At 46.4% G+C, this 14,987-nt stretch carries 18 protein-coding genes; 13 read left to right on the top strand and 5 right to left on the bottom strand.

What is annotated here, in order from left to right; translation table 11 throughout:
• Positions 1 to 190: 190 nt before the first annotated feature.
• On the top strand, positions 191 to 664 hold the full coding sequence (locus tag NKE59_RS07500) for a hypothetical protein (RefSeq protein WP_353438359.1): 474 nt from the start codon (positions 191 to 193) through the stop codon (positions 662 to 664).
• A gap of 29 nt (positions 665 to 693) precedes the next feature.
• Here the strand turns inward: NKE59_RS07500 and NKE59_RS07495 are convergent, their stop codons facing one another.
• The 3 genes from NKE59_RS07495 to NKE59_RS07485 all read right to left on the bottom strand — a co-directional run bounded on the left by NKE59_RS07495 (position 694) and on the right by NKE59_RS07485 (position 3,255).
• Positions 694 to 1,317, bottom strand: a complete 624-nt coding sequence (locus tag NKE59_RS07495) for a flagellar basal body-associated FliL family protein (RefSeq protein WP_353438358.1) — start codon at positions 1,315 to 1,317, stop codon at positions 694 to 696.
• Between the two features lie 68 nt (positions 1,318 to 1,385).
• On the bottom strand, positions 1,386 to 2,777 hold the full coding sequence (gene rpoN / locus NKE59_RS07490; RefSeq protein ID WP_353438357.1) for an RNA polymerase factor sigma-54: 1,392 nt from the start codon (positions 2,775 to 2,777) through the stop codon (positions 1,386 to 1,388).
• A 136-nt stretch (positions 2,778 to 2,913) separates the two neighbouring features.
• Positions 2,914 to 3,255 (bottom strand): polymer-forming cytoskeletal protein, encoded by a 342-nt coding sequence (locus NKE59_RS07485; RefSeq protein ID WP_353438356.1) that lies wholly within the window; start codon positions 3,253 to 3,255, stop codon positions 2,914 to 2,916.
• Between the two features lie 338 nt (positions 3,256 to 3,593).
• Here NKE59_RS07485 and NKE59_RS07480 point away from each other — a divergent pair, with 338 nt between their 5' ends.
• Positions 3,594 to 3,839, top strand: coding sequence for a hypothetical protein (locus tag NKE59_RS07480; protein WP_353438355.1), 246 nt, complete (start codon positions 3,594 to 3,596; stop codon positions 3,837 to 3,839).
• Positions 3,840 to 3,870: 31 nt separating this feature from the next.
• Here NKE59_RS07480 and NKE59_RS07475 read toward each other — a convergent pair whose 3' ends face one another.
• A complete protein-coding gene (locus tag NKE59_RS07475) occupies positions 3,871 to 4,251 on the bottom strand; it encodes a hypothetical protein (protein ID WP_353438354.1) in 381 nt (126 codons plus the stop codon).
• A gap of 93 nt (positions 4,252 to 4,344) precedes the next feature.
• Between NKE59_RS07475 and NKE59_RS07470 the strand changes: the two genes are divergently transcribed.
• The 11 genes from NKE59_RS07470 to NKE59_RS07420 all read left to right on the top strand — a co-directional run bounded on the left by NKE59_RS07470 (position 4,345) and on the right by NKE59_RS07420 (position 14,232).
• On the top strand, positions 4,345 to 4,812 hold the full coding sequence (locus tag NKE59_RS07470) for a surface-adhesin E family protein (RefSeq protein WP_353438353.1): 468 nt from the start codon (positions 4,345 to 4,347) through the stop codon (positions 4,810 to 4,812).
• A 28-nt stretch (positions 4,813 to 4,840) separates the two neighbouring features.
• Positions 4,841 to 5,593 carry a hypothetical protein gene (locus NKE59_RS07465; protein ID WP_353438352.1) on the top strand — a complete coding sequence of 251 codons (753 nt, stop codon included), beginning with the start codon at positions 4,841 to 4,843 and terminating at the stop codon, positions 5,591 to 5,593.
• Positions 5,594 to 5,607: 14 nt separating this feature from the next.
• Positions 5,608 to 6,840, top strand: coding sequence for a diguanylate cyclase (locus NKE59_RS07460; protein WP_353438351.1), 1,233 nt, complete (start codon positions 5,608 to 5,610; stop codon positions 6,838 to 6,840).
• Between the two features lie 112 nt (positions 6,841 to 6,952).
• Positions 6,953 to 7,744, top strand: a complete 792-nt coding sequence (locus NKE59_RS07455; protein ID WP_353438350.1) for a hypothetical protein — start codon at positions 6,953 to 6,955, stop codon at positions 7,742 to 7,744.
• Positions 7,745 to 7,762: 18 nt separating this feature from the next.
• A complete protein-coding gene (locus NKE59_RS07450; RefSeq protein WP_353438349.1) occupies positions 7,763 to 8,797 on the top strand; it encodes a hypothetical protein in 1,035 nt (344 codons plus the stop codon).
• Complete coding sequence (locus NKE59_RS07445; RefSeq protein WP_353438348.1) at positions 8,794 to 9,198, top strand: hypothetical protein; 405 nt, start codon at positions 8,794 to 8,796, stop codon at positions 9,196 to 9,198. Before NKE59_RS07450 ends, NKE59_RS07445 begins: the two co-directional genes overlap by 4 nt.
• Before the next feature lie 16 nt (positions 9,199 to 9,214).
• Positions 9,215 to 11,116, top strand: coding sequence for a hypothetical protein (locus NKE59_RS07440; RefSeq protein WP_353438347.1), 1,902 nt, complete (start codon positions 9,215 to 9,217; stop codon positions 11,114 to 11,116).
• A complete protein-coding gene (locus tag NKE59_RS07435) occupies positions 11,109 to 12,599 on the top strand; it encodes a hypothetical protein (protein WP_353438346.1) in 1,491 nt (496 codons plus the stop codon). The genes NKE59_RS07440 and NKE59_RS07435 overlap by 8 nt, the downstream gene beginning before the upstream one ends.
• Positions 12,596 to 13,375, top strand: coding sequence for a flagellar basal body P-ring formation chaperone FlgA (gene flgA, locus NKE59_RS07430; RefSeq protein ID WP_353438345.1), 780 nt, complete (start codon positions 12,596 to 12,598; stop codon positions 13,373 to 13,375). The genes NKE59_RS07435 and flgA overlap by 4 nt, the downstream gene beginning before the upstream one ends.
• Positions 13,376 to 13,427: 52 nt before the next feature.
• Complete coding sequence (locus NKE59_RS07425; RefSeq protein ID WP_353438344.1) at positions 13,428 to 13,760, top strand: flagellar biosynthesis anti-sigma factor FlgM; 333 nt, start codon at positions 13,428 to 13,430, stop codon at positions 13,758 to 13,760.
• Positions 13,761 to 13,839: 79 nt separating this feature from the next.
• Positions 13,840 to 14,232: a hypothetical protein gene (locus NKE59_RS07420; RefSeq protein ID WP_353438343.1), complete on the top strand. Its 393-nt coding sequence runs from the start codon at positions 13,840 to 13,842 to the stop codon at positions 14,230 to 14,232.
• A gap of 7 nt (positions 14,233 to 14,239) precedes the next feature.
• Here the strand turns inward: NKE59_RS07420 and NKE59_RS07415 are convergent, their stop codons facing one another.
• Positions 14,240 to 14,935 carry a FliA/WhiG family RNA polymerase sigma factor gene (locus NKE59_RS07415; RefSeq protein ID WP_353438342.1) on the bottom strand — a complete coding sequence of 232 codons (696 nt, stop codon included), beginning with the start codon at positions 14,933 to 14,935 and terminating at the stop codon, positions 14,240 to 14,242.
• Positions 14,936 to 14,987: the final 52 nt, after the last annotated feature.

Here is a 14,987-nt window from a genome sequence, read left to right as displayed (position 1 = left end):
GTACTTCGTTTTAGTGCATATTAGAAGGCAGTTTGAGTAATAATAGCAAATAGCTAATTTACCCTTTTAAATCATTGTCATAAAGATCCATTGATCGCTATTGGGTCTTATAAAAAAGCTAAATTTTTGATCCTTTTAATATGAGTTCGGCAAGATAAACCACCATACGATGGTTTGATTTGAATATGGCATGAATAAAGCAATCCCTAAAACAATTATTAAAGAACTGCAGGAGTCGCAATGTATGTTCTTTTGGTCAAAGAAATGGACCTTTTCTGGTTCTTTGATGGACTCTAATGAGGCCTGGGCAATCACCAAGCAAGTTTATTTTAGAAATGTTCGTAAACACCGTGCGTTGGCATTTGCATTGCCATACATTGTGATTGAGATTCCTTTAGAAAAAGATAAAAGTAGAGCCCGCATTTTATTGAGCTACGCAGCAGACATTACCTTGATGATTGGTGCAATGGATCACTTTATTAAGGTAGAAAAAGGAATCAATGCTTGGCTAGAAAAGCCTGATCGTGCCTGGAATCGCGAAGTCATTTCATCGGTATGTAAGCGCATCATTAATGTCGATACGATTGCCGGTGATATTGTTTTACTTCGTTATCACGAGCCCTATCACAAGAAATTAGCAGGCAAGTGGGAAGTTTTAGAGTAGACCTCTTTGCCTTGCTGTTAGGTCAAGCCTTAACGGTTGATCACGAAGGCCTCAAAGAGTACTGCCTGAACTGGTAGGTCTTCGGTAGTAATCTCAAAAGGCAGAGAATCGGTTTCAGATTTATTGTCTCCCGTCTTTGCAGGGGTTGCATTAAATTGATTTTTATACAAAGTGGTTAGCTCGGGGTCGAGAAGGTCGTTGGCAAAGAGCAAGACCTGCTGAGTAAATGCATTTCTTCCAAAGGCCGATCTTAAGTCTTGGGCGGGAATAGAAGAAAGCAATGTATTAGCCTTATGCTCGATGAGTGGTAATACATTTTTCAGGTTACTGGCAGTCGCACTATTCTGAACTTTTAGAACAATCTCAGCAGTCACATAGGTTCGGAACTTGCCATCATTCACATTGACCTGTATGCGGTTGTAGTGATTGCTTGTTAATTTGACGTAGTGGTTATCGAGCGGATTTTTTTCACGATACAAGCGCGCTTTTATGATTTTGTTTTCAAGCTTATTGGCCTCTATTTCAGCGAGCTCTTTTTCATACGCATGCTGTTGATAATAGAAAAATCCGCCCACAGCGAGAGCCAAAAATACGACCCCAGCGACAGCGAGGAAAATCTTTTTTCTAAGCGTTGATGATGATAATTTAGGCATCGTCTTTGTGGGCTAGATTATGCTGCGAGATGTAAGATGCGTTCATTCTACTGGCTTTAAAGCATTCTTCAATTCTTACGAAGGTGAGCTGGGGGTATCCGCAAGAGCTCACGGTATTTAGCGACCGTTCTGCGAGCAACCACAAAGCCCTGACTTGCCAGTAAGTTTGTGATCTGATTATCAGAAATCGGTTTTTTAGGGGTCTCGTCCAAAATGATTTGTTTAATTAGAGATTGAACTGCAGTTGCCGATACAGCTTGACCTTTTTCAGAGCTTAGTTGTGCGCTAAAGAAGTACTTGAACTCAAAGATACCGGCAGGACAGGCTAAATATTTGTTGTTGGTGACCCGCGAGATGGTCGATTCATGCATACCAATTGCGGCCGCTATTTCTCGTAGGACGAGAGGCTTCATAGCGATATTGCCTTGGTGAAAGAAATTCTGTTGGCGCTCTACGATGGCCTCGGCTACTTTTAGGATCGTTTCCTCGCGTTGCTCAATGTTCTTAATCAGCCAGCGGGCTTCTAGCATTTTTTGGTGAAGCGCTAAATTATTTTTCTTCGCATTATTTTCTTTCAGAATGCGACTGTATTCTTGGTTGAGTGTCAGGCGAGGCTTGATTGCTTGATTAGAGTGCACCACCCACTTACCCTTTGCGTTTAGCTTAATAAAAACATCAGGGCTAATCCATTGCTCAACATTGGTATCAAAATGTTCGCCTGGGTTATGTTGGAGCGTTCTGATATGCGCCACGGCCTCCATAATATTTGCCTCGGACTGCTTAAAGATTTGCCGTAATTTGCTCCAATCTTTTTGCGCAATCTTACTAAGATGGTTTTGGGCTAAGTTCAATGCAAGCTGTAACTTGTCGGAGTGCTCGGTATCGAACTGCATTTGCCGCTGTATTTGCAGGCACAGACATTCTGCGAGTGAGTGTGCGCCAATGCCAGCCGGATCCAATTTTTGTAACTCAGTTAGTGCAGTTTTGAGCTGTGTGAGGGCGGATGCCTTAGTGATCTTTAGCTCTGAATGGATTTCTGTGGCTAGATCTTCTAACGACTCGGGTAAATAACCACGCTCATCCAGGCAGCCCGCCAAGTAAACCACTAATCCCTTTGCTGGGGGATCAATCCGCAATGACTGTATCTGCTCTTCCAGGTAATTAAGGAGTGACTTGACCTGGGCTTGTTGCTCGTGCCGCGTATCCCAATCTTCATCGTCATCGCGTGATGGAGCGCTCGATGCCCAATTGGCTTGGATCATTTCCATTTTTTCGTTTGGCTCCCCATCGTCTTTCGATTGATCAGGCGGGGAGTATTCCAACATGGGATTTTCCTCAGCTGCCTTAGCAACCTCTTCTTCGAGTTCAGCGGAGGAGATTTGGAGAAGCTGGATCGATCGCTGCAATTGCGGGGTTAGCGCAAGATGCTGGCCAAACTGGGTTTTAAGAGCGATCTTCATGGATTTATTCTAGAAGAAAGCTGGCGGGCATTACTGCTTTAATGCCCAGAATGGAAAAATGACTTCCAATGAAAAAGCGGGGGAGGTACTTTCAGAAATGTATTGGGGCAACAAAAAGCATTGCAAGCCCAAATACTTAATACGTTGTCTTGCTAATAACCTTGAGATCACCCGTTAAGTGAGCACCTTTTTCAACACTAATCTGTGCGTACTCGATCGTGCCGGTAATTTTGCCCGTTGCGTAAACAGTTAAGTGATCGGTCACTGACAGACCTTGCGTAATTTCACCGCGTACCTCGACGGTCTCGGCATTCACCTTACCGTTAATAACCCCTGAGGAATCGACTAAGACCTGCTTGGTGGTCAACTCACCCTCAACGAGGCCGGCAATTGCTGCCATGTCTGGAACATCAAAGGTACCTTTGATAATGACACCCTCGCCAACGTAGAGGGAGCCAGGTTTGATGTTGTCAGCCATTTCATAATCCTTTTTGGAGGCAGTTAAATATGGTTCGATTCTACAAAATTATTGGGATACAAATCAAATACTTACTTAAAAATCTTCAAATAGGGGTGGATTGACGACATTGGGCTTGCCTTAAACAACTCCAGAAATTGCCAGAAAACCATGAAAAATCCATATTAAGTGAATGATCACTAACTTTTATGATCCGGTCAATACTAAATTCTCTAACTACAACATATTCTATAAGTGACTGTTTTAAATGGTATTTATAAAAAAGTTTGCCAATCAACTAACATTCGGTCAGGATATAGCCGTTATCTAAACTTACCAGGGCACAACAGGTAAAAATTATGGCAACCCATTTCATTTCAGAGTCACGCATTCGCAGCCAACGCTTTTATACGGTCATGCGAGAGAGCAAGATCAGGTTTTATACAACCAGTGTGGCTGCGGCTCGCTATTGGATTAAGAACTGCTCTGATGCGCCACCGCTCGCACAAGACGCGACCCAAGCGAGTGCTTCGGCTGAGGCGCCTGTTGCTGCGGATTCTCAAAGCAAACCGGCTGATGACGCTGGATCGGCTGCAAAAGTCTAGCAATAGGCTATTTAGCTAAATTTCTCTTTAATTACTGGGACTTAGGATAGATCGAGTTCTTTTGAACATCGTCCATATTCCAAGATTTGGTCATATCGCCGGTTGGCCCAAAAAGGGTCAAAAATAGCAAAACACCAACAATGCCCAATGCAACGGCGAGAATGAGAAAGAGGTGCTTACCCTTTTTTTCGTCATCGGCTTTAATGCTCATGGGTCTTGCAGGAGGACTAAATTTTTCAGGGAATGCTGATTCAATCGCAGCGTTCGCCTTTTTAACATGGGAGTAAATCACTGCCTCATCCTTTTCCTCCTCAATGGCACGCAGTGCTTCAAGGTAGGAGCGATGAGCAGATTCGATCTGTTTGGCCGTATGCAGGTACTGCTCGTGCCTGGAAAAATGTTCGGGTTTCATTCGTTGAACTTATAATTCCCTTAAGCTATATACCGTCTGGGCGCCATACCAAATTTAGTAAACGGTGCCAGTAAGGCGATTAAAGACTATTGTATGTTATTCAAAAAAATACACATCCTTCCAAAAAATCATCAGACTACTACTCTAGGCTTGGGTTTTGCTTTGCTCGGAATTGTCTGCAGCTTCGTGAGTTGGGTTGGGGTCGCACACGCCCAGCCCTTGATGACCGATCTAAAGCCAATTTTGGATACCAAATCCCACAGTATTTATATTTACCAAAGCTCGATCAAAAATTTACCCCCCGATTGGAAAAAGGTCTGGGTTCTCACTAATTTTTATCAAGATCCGAGCCAGGCACCGCTCACCGTCTTGTCAACGCGTCGTAACGTTCTATTTGACTGCCGCAAAAATCGGTTTTCTACCTTAGCCTTGATCAAATATGCCCAAGCAAATGCCTTGGGAAAACCAGTATTACAGACCGACTCAGGATTTGATCTGAAGGAACGAGACGTACCAGAAGGCTCACCCATGGAAATCATTAAAGGCCTAGTGTGTTCATAATACGGGGTACTGTTATTAAGTTAAAAATATGAAATTTACGATCAGCCCCCCAGAGACCCTATCTGTTATTGAACCTAGCTGGAAGGTTGAGCCCCGCTTTGTGATGAAGACTATTGAGCGGGAGTCAGAGCGCCAACCCCTAGGAGGACTTTATCCGCTTGGAGAAATTGGAGCTGGAGTGCCCGTGGAGATACTACGCGCCGATCCGGCACATGGTGTGATATTTAAGTTACACGGGGGTAGTGCAGCAGAGCTGATTGGCAAAGACCAGGTTGCAGTCTTCTGTGGCCCCAATGGCAAGATGCAGTTTATTACCCATATTTTAAAGATCAACGAAAAAGAGGAATTGATTGGCTCCATCCCTACGGACTTGATCTTGATTCAGCGACGTAAAGAATTTAGAACGCTTGGACCCATGGACGAGGACCTTTATTTCGTTTTAAGTTTGGGCGCAGGTCAGGAGTTATTGACTAAAGTAGTTGATATAAGCGCACGCGGTATTCTATTAGATATTCGTTTGGATGCAACGCAAGTAGACATTGGCCGATATTGGCACGGCGGTTTCTTCGAGCGCCTGAAATCGCGTTCGGGCCCGATTGATTTAGTCATCAAAAACAATCGTCCAGGTGTGGCGATGGATAGAGTGCGCGTTGGCTGTGAGCTGTACGAACCGAATGCCCGCGTCTTGAAAGAGATGGAAAGCACCCGCAGTGCGATTGAGAACGCTCGGGTTACCTCAAAACTAAATCGCTGGTACCTCGGCGCCTCTTGGTACGATTAAGTTCGATTCAAATCATGGCTGAGGCCACTCAACTCAAGCTTGATTCGCTAAGTCCACACGAAATTGAGCAGCTCGTTTTTGTTGACCCGCTGTGTAAGTTGCCGAATCGACGTTTTCTAGAGCAGCGTATTCCTGAGCTACTAAGTACCTTAGAAGGTGCGGCTCTATTTTGCTTTATCGATATCGATCACTTTAAGCAAGCCAACCAAACAGGGCATGCCTTTGGCGATACGTTGCTAGCTGCGTTCTCCCAACGCTTGCTATCGGTTTTGCGAGCCGATGATGTCATTGCCCGTTTTGGAGGCGATGAATTTGTACTCATATTGCGAGGGCTTAACCCAGAATCGCTTACATCCCAAGGGCGTGTGATCTGCGAGCGATTACTGGAGCAAATGCAAAAACCCTTCCTCATTGATCAAACGCAGTATTCAATCACCACGAGCATGGGCTGCTGCCCCATTTATTTACCCAGTACGCAAAGCCTAGATGCCTGGATTGCAAAAGCAGACGCTGCGTTAAGAGAGGCGAAGTTACAAGGGGGTAATACACTGGTGATGCATGAGGTAGAGCACGCACCCTCTATTGCACCGGACCCCATTGCTAGTAAACAACAATACGCACTGCAAAAAGATGCGCAGGGTCAAGTGATCGGAGCAGAGATTTTATTGCCCCATCATCTCAGCCGTTTAGATCAGTGGTTTACCTATTTAGAGAGCCTAAAGGAGCGCTATCAAAGTGATTTAGGCGATGAAAAAAATTCGTTTTCGCTGTCGATTGACCTTCCCTTGTCACTAGCCATCAATCACCCGCGCTTTAGCCAAGAATGTTTACAAAGCCTGCACGAGTTTGTGGGGGCGCATCGTCTTGACCCCAAGACAATCTGCCTTGAAATTGATGAGCATTGGCTCTCCCAAAGCGCTGCCTTATTGGGGGATTTATTGACCAAGATTAGAGCGTCTCACTATTCTCTTTGCTTGGATCACTATGGTCGAGCGCAATCTCGCTTGCATAGCCAAAGTGAATACTCCTTTGATCGCGTCAAGATGGCTGCTAGTTTGTGTGAGCAACTGACGCACGAGCCAAAGGCAGCGACCCAAATCCGTGCAATCTTGGCGGTTGCCCAAGAATTAGGCCAGGCCCCCATGGCGTTATTGCCAGCCTCCCAGCAGGGCGCTCTTGAGAATCTACAAGCGAAACTTCAAGCCATTGCCTGCCCCCTTTATCAGGAGCCATTTACAAAAGACTAGGCGGGCATTGCCAGGCCTTTAGCCGCTCTTAAATGGGCAGTCTAGAATAGGGCAATGGAGCATGGATAATGCACTGGGCATTCGTTAAACTAAAGGTTTTGGTAGTGAATATATGTTGGCATTCTTTCAAAATATGACCGTGGGAAAGTGGATTGTGGTGGTTTGTGCCACCCTTTTTTGCTTTGTCACAATCATTTTTTTAAGGGATTTGCTAACCAAGAAAAAAGAAGAACCAAAACCGGTCTCACCCGAAGAGAGTGAAAAAGCAAAATTGGAGCCCGTGCTCCTTGGTAGCTTACAAAAAACGCATCAGCTTGAAGATGTAATTAACCAAAAAATTACCAGCATGAAGTTGGATCTAATGGCCGAGCGCCTCAGAATCACATCGACTGCTGAGGTCCTCAAAAATCTGGCGGTTGAGAAGCATTTTCCAGAGACCCTGTACCAAATTTATTTTGAGACCCGAGCCTTTCCTAAAAAGTCCCCCGAGGCACAAGAAACCGATTTAGAGTGGCATCGTCAGGCAGGCATTACCGATTTATCGGTAGAGCCCATTGTGGCGGAAGATGGCATCCTCATCCGCTTTACCTTGCAAGAGCATCAGTATTTATTAACTGCGATTCATCATCGTTTTGCTAGAACCTATTTTGTAGAACTAACTCTAAAAGACACGGACGATGTGAAGTTATTGGTAGCACGAGTAAAGGCTAATGAATCAACAGGTCGCGAGATCCTCGAAAAAGCCGTTATTGAGATGCGCTCGGGCGATTGGATTGATGATCTTGCTAGCTGTCGTTTATTGATGGATAAACGCAAAACAGAGGTACAGCTATTAGCTGAACATCGAGAAGTCGAGACCCTTAAGAGTCGTTTTATTCTGAATCAAGCGATTCGAAAAAAATAAGTAAAGATTAGCCCACGTATGCCTAACGAATCGAAGCGGTCTATCCATGTTTGGTTTTTGGGTTTTGCCAGTGTCTTGCTGGTCCTTGCGCTTGGCGTCTTATTTAATGCAGCGGGTGATTTAACCGAGGCAGCCGTCAACTTTAAGAACTTGACGGTCAAGCAACCCCGCTTTGCAGATTTTGTGGGACCACAGCGTTATGAGCTGCTCATGAAAAAAATTAGTAAGCGTCCACCCAATAACTTGACCGAAAAGACGCCTGCTCCTGAACCTGTGAAGGGACCAGCTCCTGTAGGCGATCAGCGTCTTGAGCTAGATCCTGCGGTGCAGAAAACATTTGAGTTTTTTGCCGATTACGAAAATAAACTATCTCGGCCCAGTTTGCAGATTATTAAACCGGTCGTTGCTGCGCTCGAGCCAGGCTCTTTTGCGGAGCTCTCCGGGGTGAAGCAGGGTGACATCATTATTTCGGTTGGCGAGACTAAGCTTGAATCGGTCATGGGTTTTTATAGTGCCTTGAGCGAGAAGCCTGTCTCCGAGCTAGCAATGCGAGTGTCGCGCGACAAGAGGGAACTCAATTTATTTATACGCGGCTCAAAGGGCATGATTTTCTCGGGTAACAACACCGGTATCAAGTTCGCTTTGCCACAAGACGTGATCTATATTACGGAGCAAGATGCCAAAAAACTGGCTGAGCAATACAAGGCTGATTTTATGAGCGCGATTCCAGCAGACTGGCGAGCCGACGCAGCGAATAACCTGATGCAAATGGCTCAACAATTAAGTAATTTGGGTAAAGACATTGTCGACTTAAATAGCGCGAAACCAATCCGGGTTAAATCAAGTGATTTGATTGCCTGGCAGCACAAACGCTGGACCGAGAGTCTGGAGGATTACTTTAGCCAACGCCGTATCTTAGAGAATAAAGTGATCGATATTTTGAGTGGTTTAGGGGATGCAGCAAGCGGTTTTGTGGCAGCACTGTTGTTGTTTGGGATCGCTCTGTTATCTTATCTATATAGTAGGTCTTCTAGGCAGAAAAGTTCAGCATGAGCACACCGCTTTCAGAGTACTGGCTTGGCGTTGAGATCAATGGACAGCATTGCGCTATCTCTGCACGGCAAATTTATGCAAGCTTTATCTGCAAACAGCCCCTGCAATCTGCCAATGCCTTACGCCTAGACGGAATTGTGGTGCATGAAGGGGAGCCAGTTTATTTAAAGCCCCATCACGCATTACTAAAGCCAATGCATGCCAAGCTTTCGCAAGGCGCTTGGAGTCGAGATTGTGAAGATCCGAGTTGGGTCATTGTTTTGAAGGAACGCGGTCGAATGGGTCCGGGGTTTAGGGCCCACAAAATTGCTGGGCCTTTTCATGTGGCCTTAAACGAGGATGCAAGTTCGGTTCACTATGGTGGTTTAGATTACTTGATCGTTAAAGTACTGACAAATTAAGAGCGTGGATAGTCAAATGGAAAATACCAATACAAAGGCTAAAACAAGCCAAGACGATAGTGTCAAAGATACGGTTTTTGTTTCCCCAAAACCTGCGCACGCCTGGCCCATTCTGAGTTTCGTATTTCTGATTATTTCCATCCTCACCGGAATGGCGGCATTTTTAGCAGAGCGTCACTGGATCAATGAAGATCGGTATGCCAATGAGATCTCGGTTGAGCAAGCGATTGCCATCAAACTCCCTTTTGTGTTGAAGGATCTCGCTGATCAAATTAACCGGCCCCATCCCTTTGATACCGCATGGTTTGCAAGTCTAAAAAAATCCGATAAAGATCTCAAGCAATTCTTAGATCAAGTTCAGGTCATTAATAAGACCCGAGAAGCACCCAAGCCAGTTGCCCCTACTAAGGAAGCTCAGAAGGATGCTAGCAAAGACGCCACCAAGGATCTGGCTAAGGAAGCTCCAAAGGAGACCCCAAAGGAGACAGTAAAAGAAGTGGATGTGACGCCTTTGCAAAGATCAGACTCGTTCTTTGGTGCGCTCGACGGCTTAGCGCATTCTTTATTTAGTTCATTGGAAGAAGTCTTAAATCCTTCCCCCAAAGAAGCCATTACTGTAGTTCCTGATCCTAAGAGCATTCCGGTGCTGCAGAATGCTAGCGATGTGATTGCAGTGGCTGCGAAAGTGGACAGCTCCATCACAAGTCTAACGAACCAAGAGATTGAGCTCAACAACATTAAACTCTTAGCCCAAATCTTAGTTCCCTTTGTAGCGCCTGCGGGCCTATTGGATCCTGCTAAGACTCCTGAAGATTCTCCGCTCTACAAGATGGCCATGAGCGCCGATGCATTCATTAAAGCGAGTAAGGCGTGGCATATTAATTTGACCGACGCTGCAATCATTGCGGAATTAAACAAAACGCTTGCTGAGACGATTGATCAGCGCAATTTATTGGATGCCGCTGTTCTTAAACCGGCGCCTGGTGCAAAGCCAAACCCCAAAGCCATTGAGTTAACGACCAAGTTGCGAGCCACCATTTGGCAAACCAGGGCTCAGCCGAGTCTGCGGGCTTTGCAAGACTTTAATAAGCAAGTGATCGCAGTGCGCACGATTACTGCAGATCCCAAAAATATTCGGCTTGCAGCTCAAAAGAGCGGCTTACAGCCTCCCGCTCTCAATGAAGCCTACGGTAACCTGCCATCGATCTTATTACTCATTAGCGTAGTGTCTTCACTCTTAGCATTACTGAGTGCATTTCTAGTGAGTCGCTTTAAGAAGATGTTGGTCTATACCGACAGCACACCTAAATCACCCCTAGTTCAGCGCTGGACTAATAATCAAGTCGATCGTAAGGCGGAGCGTTTGTCTTCAAAGCGTCATCAAGCCTTTAAAGAAGAGTTGCATAAAGAGCTCGATGGCCTAAGCGAACGTTTTCATATGGTCAATGAGTTAGGCATTAAGCTAAGACAGTCGATTGCTATGCTAAGTCGCCAAGCTAGCGAAGTAGGTCACCCACCAGAGCTAGAAACGGATTCAGGCATTGAAGCGATTGAAGTGCCTGAGCAGATTCAAGAAGCGTTTGCTGCCTTAAAGCAGCAGGGGATTCGTCTTTACTTAGCCATTCTTGACAATCACTCGGGTAAGCAATTAGCGGCCGAGACTGAAAAACTTAATGGCTTAATCGAGGAAGTGGAGTCGACGGTGACCCAGACCGAGGGCCTTGTCAAAGAACTGCATGATCAATTAGATCAGCGGATGCGCAAAACCCACTCAGCCATCTCCAGCTCAGGCTCTTTACAAATCTTTGAGCAAGATGCCAATCGGGTCATGCAATCGGCCGATGAGTGGAAAAAAGAGTTAGAGCATTTAGGCGAGTCTGTATCGGAGCTAAAGAAGTGGATTGATCACCATGGCTGAAGAGCGCCCATTATTTCTGGTGGATATCGACCGAGCCCTGGAGGGCTTGGCGATTGCCCAATCGCAGGATCTTGGTAATTTTGATAGCCTCATCATGCATTGCGTTGATCTGGCAAATGCTCTAGACGGTGCGCGCATGGTGGAGCTCAGCAACTTTGCAACGGAACTTGGTCAACAGTTAAAAGTGCATCGCCCCACGAGTTCGCAAACCGAGCTAGATGGTAAAAATGGCAAAGAGTTGGTTTTGCTTATCAATGATCTTGTTGAGATTGTGCGAGCCGAGACCGAGAACGTCTCATCCGGCTCGGATGATGGCGATCAAACCACGCAAGACCTGACCCATTTAGAGATACAGAAAAAAGATTTCTGGAAACAATTACTGCGCTTTAATAAGCAGAGTATTGCGCACTCCTTATCGGAGGTGCATGCGAGTTTAGGTAATGTGCACGTCGCGGTTGATTCCTTTAAAAATCGCGCCATTGCACAAAACAATATGGTCGATCCCATCATCGACTACCCCACCTCAAGTGACATTATTAATAAACGCTTAGATCAGACGATTCAGGATCTTGATGCGATCTTCAAACCTTTTTTAAATCCAATGACGAGTTCAGGCGATAGCATTGCTTCCCTAAACACGGCATTCAATACCCCAGTGAGTCCGACGGAGATCAACGATATGAGTTCGCTTGATAAAACAGTTGCTACTGAGTTTATTGATCACCATGCGCAATACACCTTTAATCGGCGTACCAGCTTAAATCGTTTGCAGGCTGTGCGGATGACCGCTCAAAAAGCCAAAGGCTGGAGCCGCAGTGAAATCGATCATTTACTAAGCGATCAGCAAGATGATTTAGTACGCGTTGGACAGCAATCTCTTAAGAAACGATTTGAGGGCTTGACCGATGAGTTATTAATTGATGAAGTGTATGCAGACCCTGATATCGCGCAGACCTTGGTAACCTGCCTCAGCATCTTGCCCCCATGCCCCAGTATTTTTGCCGTCGAGCAGGGCTCGATGGTTTTTGTAGATCTCGATGCAGTCACTCCAACCGAAGATCAGGTGGTGGCGGTGGGTGGCATGCTGGCATCGATTGCTGGCAGCATTGAAGTGATGGAAAAGGGTATACGCATTAGCTGTCCATCAAGCCTCATTCGCATGCCGATTGTGAACTTCATCCGTCACGATGAGTGTTATGCCATACCCGCTGTTCAGTACATCTCGTACGACACGATCGTTCAATCCGAAAAAAATATCTGGGATCAGTTAGGTGAGATCGAAGATCCCAAGATCCAACTAAAGCTGCGTGTTGGCAATCAAAGTTATGAGGTGTATGCCCACGAGTTCATTGGTATGCAAACCATGAACATTCACTTGGAATTACCTCATTCCCTATCAAAACCAGTGTGGCTCGGTGGAATTGCTCTCGATGGGGCTAGCCGGGCACATTACTGGGTGGCGATTGACCGCTTTACACGATGAGTAGCGTTTGCTCCCTGCGACTCAGTTTTTTGATCCTCTTGGGGCTCGTCTGGCTTAGCCCGGTTCATGCTCAAAATCAGGCCCAAATACAGCCCCAAGCGCAGCCCCAAAACCAAGTTAATACCACCCCAAATCAGGCTCTTCAAGCCCCTGGCATCCCGCTGGAGGTACAAAACAATATTCGCCGTTTTATTCAAAAAAGCCCAACCGTCTTAGGTTTTAGGACCGAGGTCGACTTTTTAGACCCTTCCATGAACCTGCCAAGCTGCCAAGGTGGCTCGATTGAGGTTCTCTCGGCCCCCAATGTGCGCCTATGGGGTCGAAGCCTAGTGCAGGTGCGCTGCCTAAAGGCCGCTTGGCTTTACAACATCCCCCTGATGATCCGGGTCTACGGGGACTATGTGGTCTCTACCCGCTATTTACAGCCCGGCAATCGGCTCTCTAGCTCGGATATGCGGATTATTAATGGTGACCTCACCAGCGTCCCCGATGACGTCATCCGGACCCCAAAAGAGGCTGACGATCGGGTCTTAACCCGCCCCATCCAAATGGGGATGCCGATTGGGCTAAACGATTTACGAGAAACTGCCGTTATCAAGGTAGGAGATCCTGTAACCATCCTTTTGAAGGGGCGGGATTTTCAGGTAACCGGTTCGGGAACCGCCCAAACCCAAGGCATGATTAATGATATGGTTCGGGTTAGGCTAAACGATGGACAAGTGCTTCAGGGCAAGGTAATCCGGCCTGGAGTTGTTGAAATGACCCTAGACCGTTAAAGTGTAGGGTACAAGCAGTCAATTGAGGTCAATGCAGTAATAAGGGATAACGATGAAGATTAACGACAGTACACCGCTGATTCCGTCTGGCAAAGAGCCTGGCAGGGTAGATGTCGCCCAAAAACCTCCATTGCCTGCTGCGGCCGACCCCAAAGCTGCCGCCTTAAAAGGCCCAGCCGTTAGTCTGGATATCAGCCTGACTGCAAAATTAGCCGAGATTAAAGAAGAACTCAAAACCGATAAGACCGCTACCGATAAGCTTCTCTTAGATAAGATTCGGGCAAAGATCGACTCTGGTGAGTTTGAAATCGATTACCAAAAGATTGCTAATGGCATGCTTGGTGACACGATTGCTGCCCTTGGCAGTAAAGTCCGTTCCAAGTAAGACCCAACACCCCAAGACTTGAAGGCCCAGAAGCCTTAGCGTATGCTTGCATGCATTGCAAAACTAATACCATTACGCCATGACCTTTGCTGAACTAAAGACGCTACTTGAACAAATTGCTAGTGCCGTTGCTAAGTTGCGACAGACCTTAGAGACCAATAATATGGACGCCTTACCCGAGGCACTGGAGCAAACACGCGTGGCGCTTGAGTTAATCAATGGCTACCCTGATGGTCCTGAGAAACTGAAATCCGATATCAACCAATATCCCGAAGAACAAAAGCAGATCTTGCATGGTCTTTTAGACCAGGCTTCGGTTGATCATCAAATCAATGGAGACCTCATTCGATTGGCGATGCAGCGCAGCGCCGCGATGCAATCCTTCATTGCCCAACAAGCTCCTGGGGCAACCTATGGCAGCGATGGCGAAGTGCCCGGCGCCGTAGGCGGGGTACTGTCTCGTAAAGTTTAGGTAAACCTTAAGCGATTTTTAACTTCGCCCGAATCCGGATCATGCCTTGGGTGTGGATCTGGCTAATGCGCCCTGCAGTGAGGTTCATGACCTGGGCAATTTCTCGGTAGGACAAATCTTCTTGGTAATGCAAGGCCATGACTAAGCGCTCGTTTTCTGGCAGGCTCTCCAAAATAGTGGCAATGCGATCGGCAAACTGACGCATTGAGGCAGCTTGCATCGGATCCGAATCCATATCGGCGGGGAGCATGTCTTCGGATAAATCATCTAACGGCATCAAATTGACCATGGTGCCCATTACCGCGTGATACTCATCAAGGCTAATCTCGCAGGCATCGGCGATCTCAATCTCGGAGGGGTGGCGCCCTAGTTTTTGCTCCAAGGAGCGAGTGGTTTTCTCTAAATTAACAAGACCATCACGTTGGTTGCGCGGCAAGATGTCATTGCGCCGACACGCATCATAGATTGCACCCCGAATACGGGTGCGCGCATAGACCTCGAAATTAAGGTTAGGTTGTGGTTCGTAACGCTTTAGAGCATCAAGTAAACCGGTTAAACCCTCTTGGACCAAATCATCGAGTTCCACATTGGGAGGCAGACGCGAGGCAATTTGATAGGCAATCCGCTTTACCAGGGGCAAATGCTCGGTGATGGCGTCGTTGAGGTCAAGCGCCTGGTAAGCAACGGGATTGCGAGGGGGCATTCAGATCAATTCAGAGGAAACAAAACAAAAATAATAGAACAGAAATAAAGAA

It is taken from the genome of Polynucleobacter sp. UK-FUSCHL-C3, from assembly GCF_040409815.1.
Classification (GTDB): Bacteria; Pseudomonadota; Gammaproteobacteria; order Burkholderiales; family Burkholderiaceae; genus Polynucleobacter.
The sequence above is the reverse complement of the archived record's forward strand: the minus strand, read 5'-3'. Positions and strand labels throughout refer to the sequence as shown.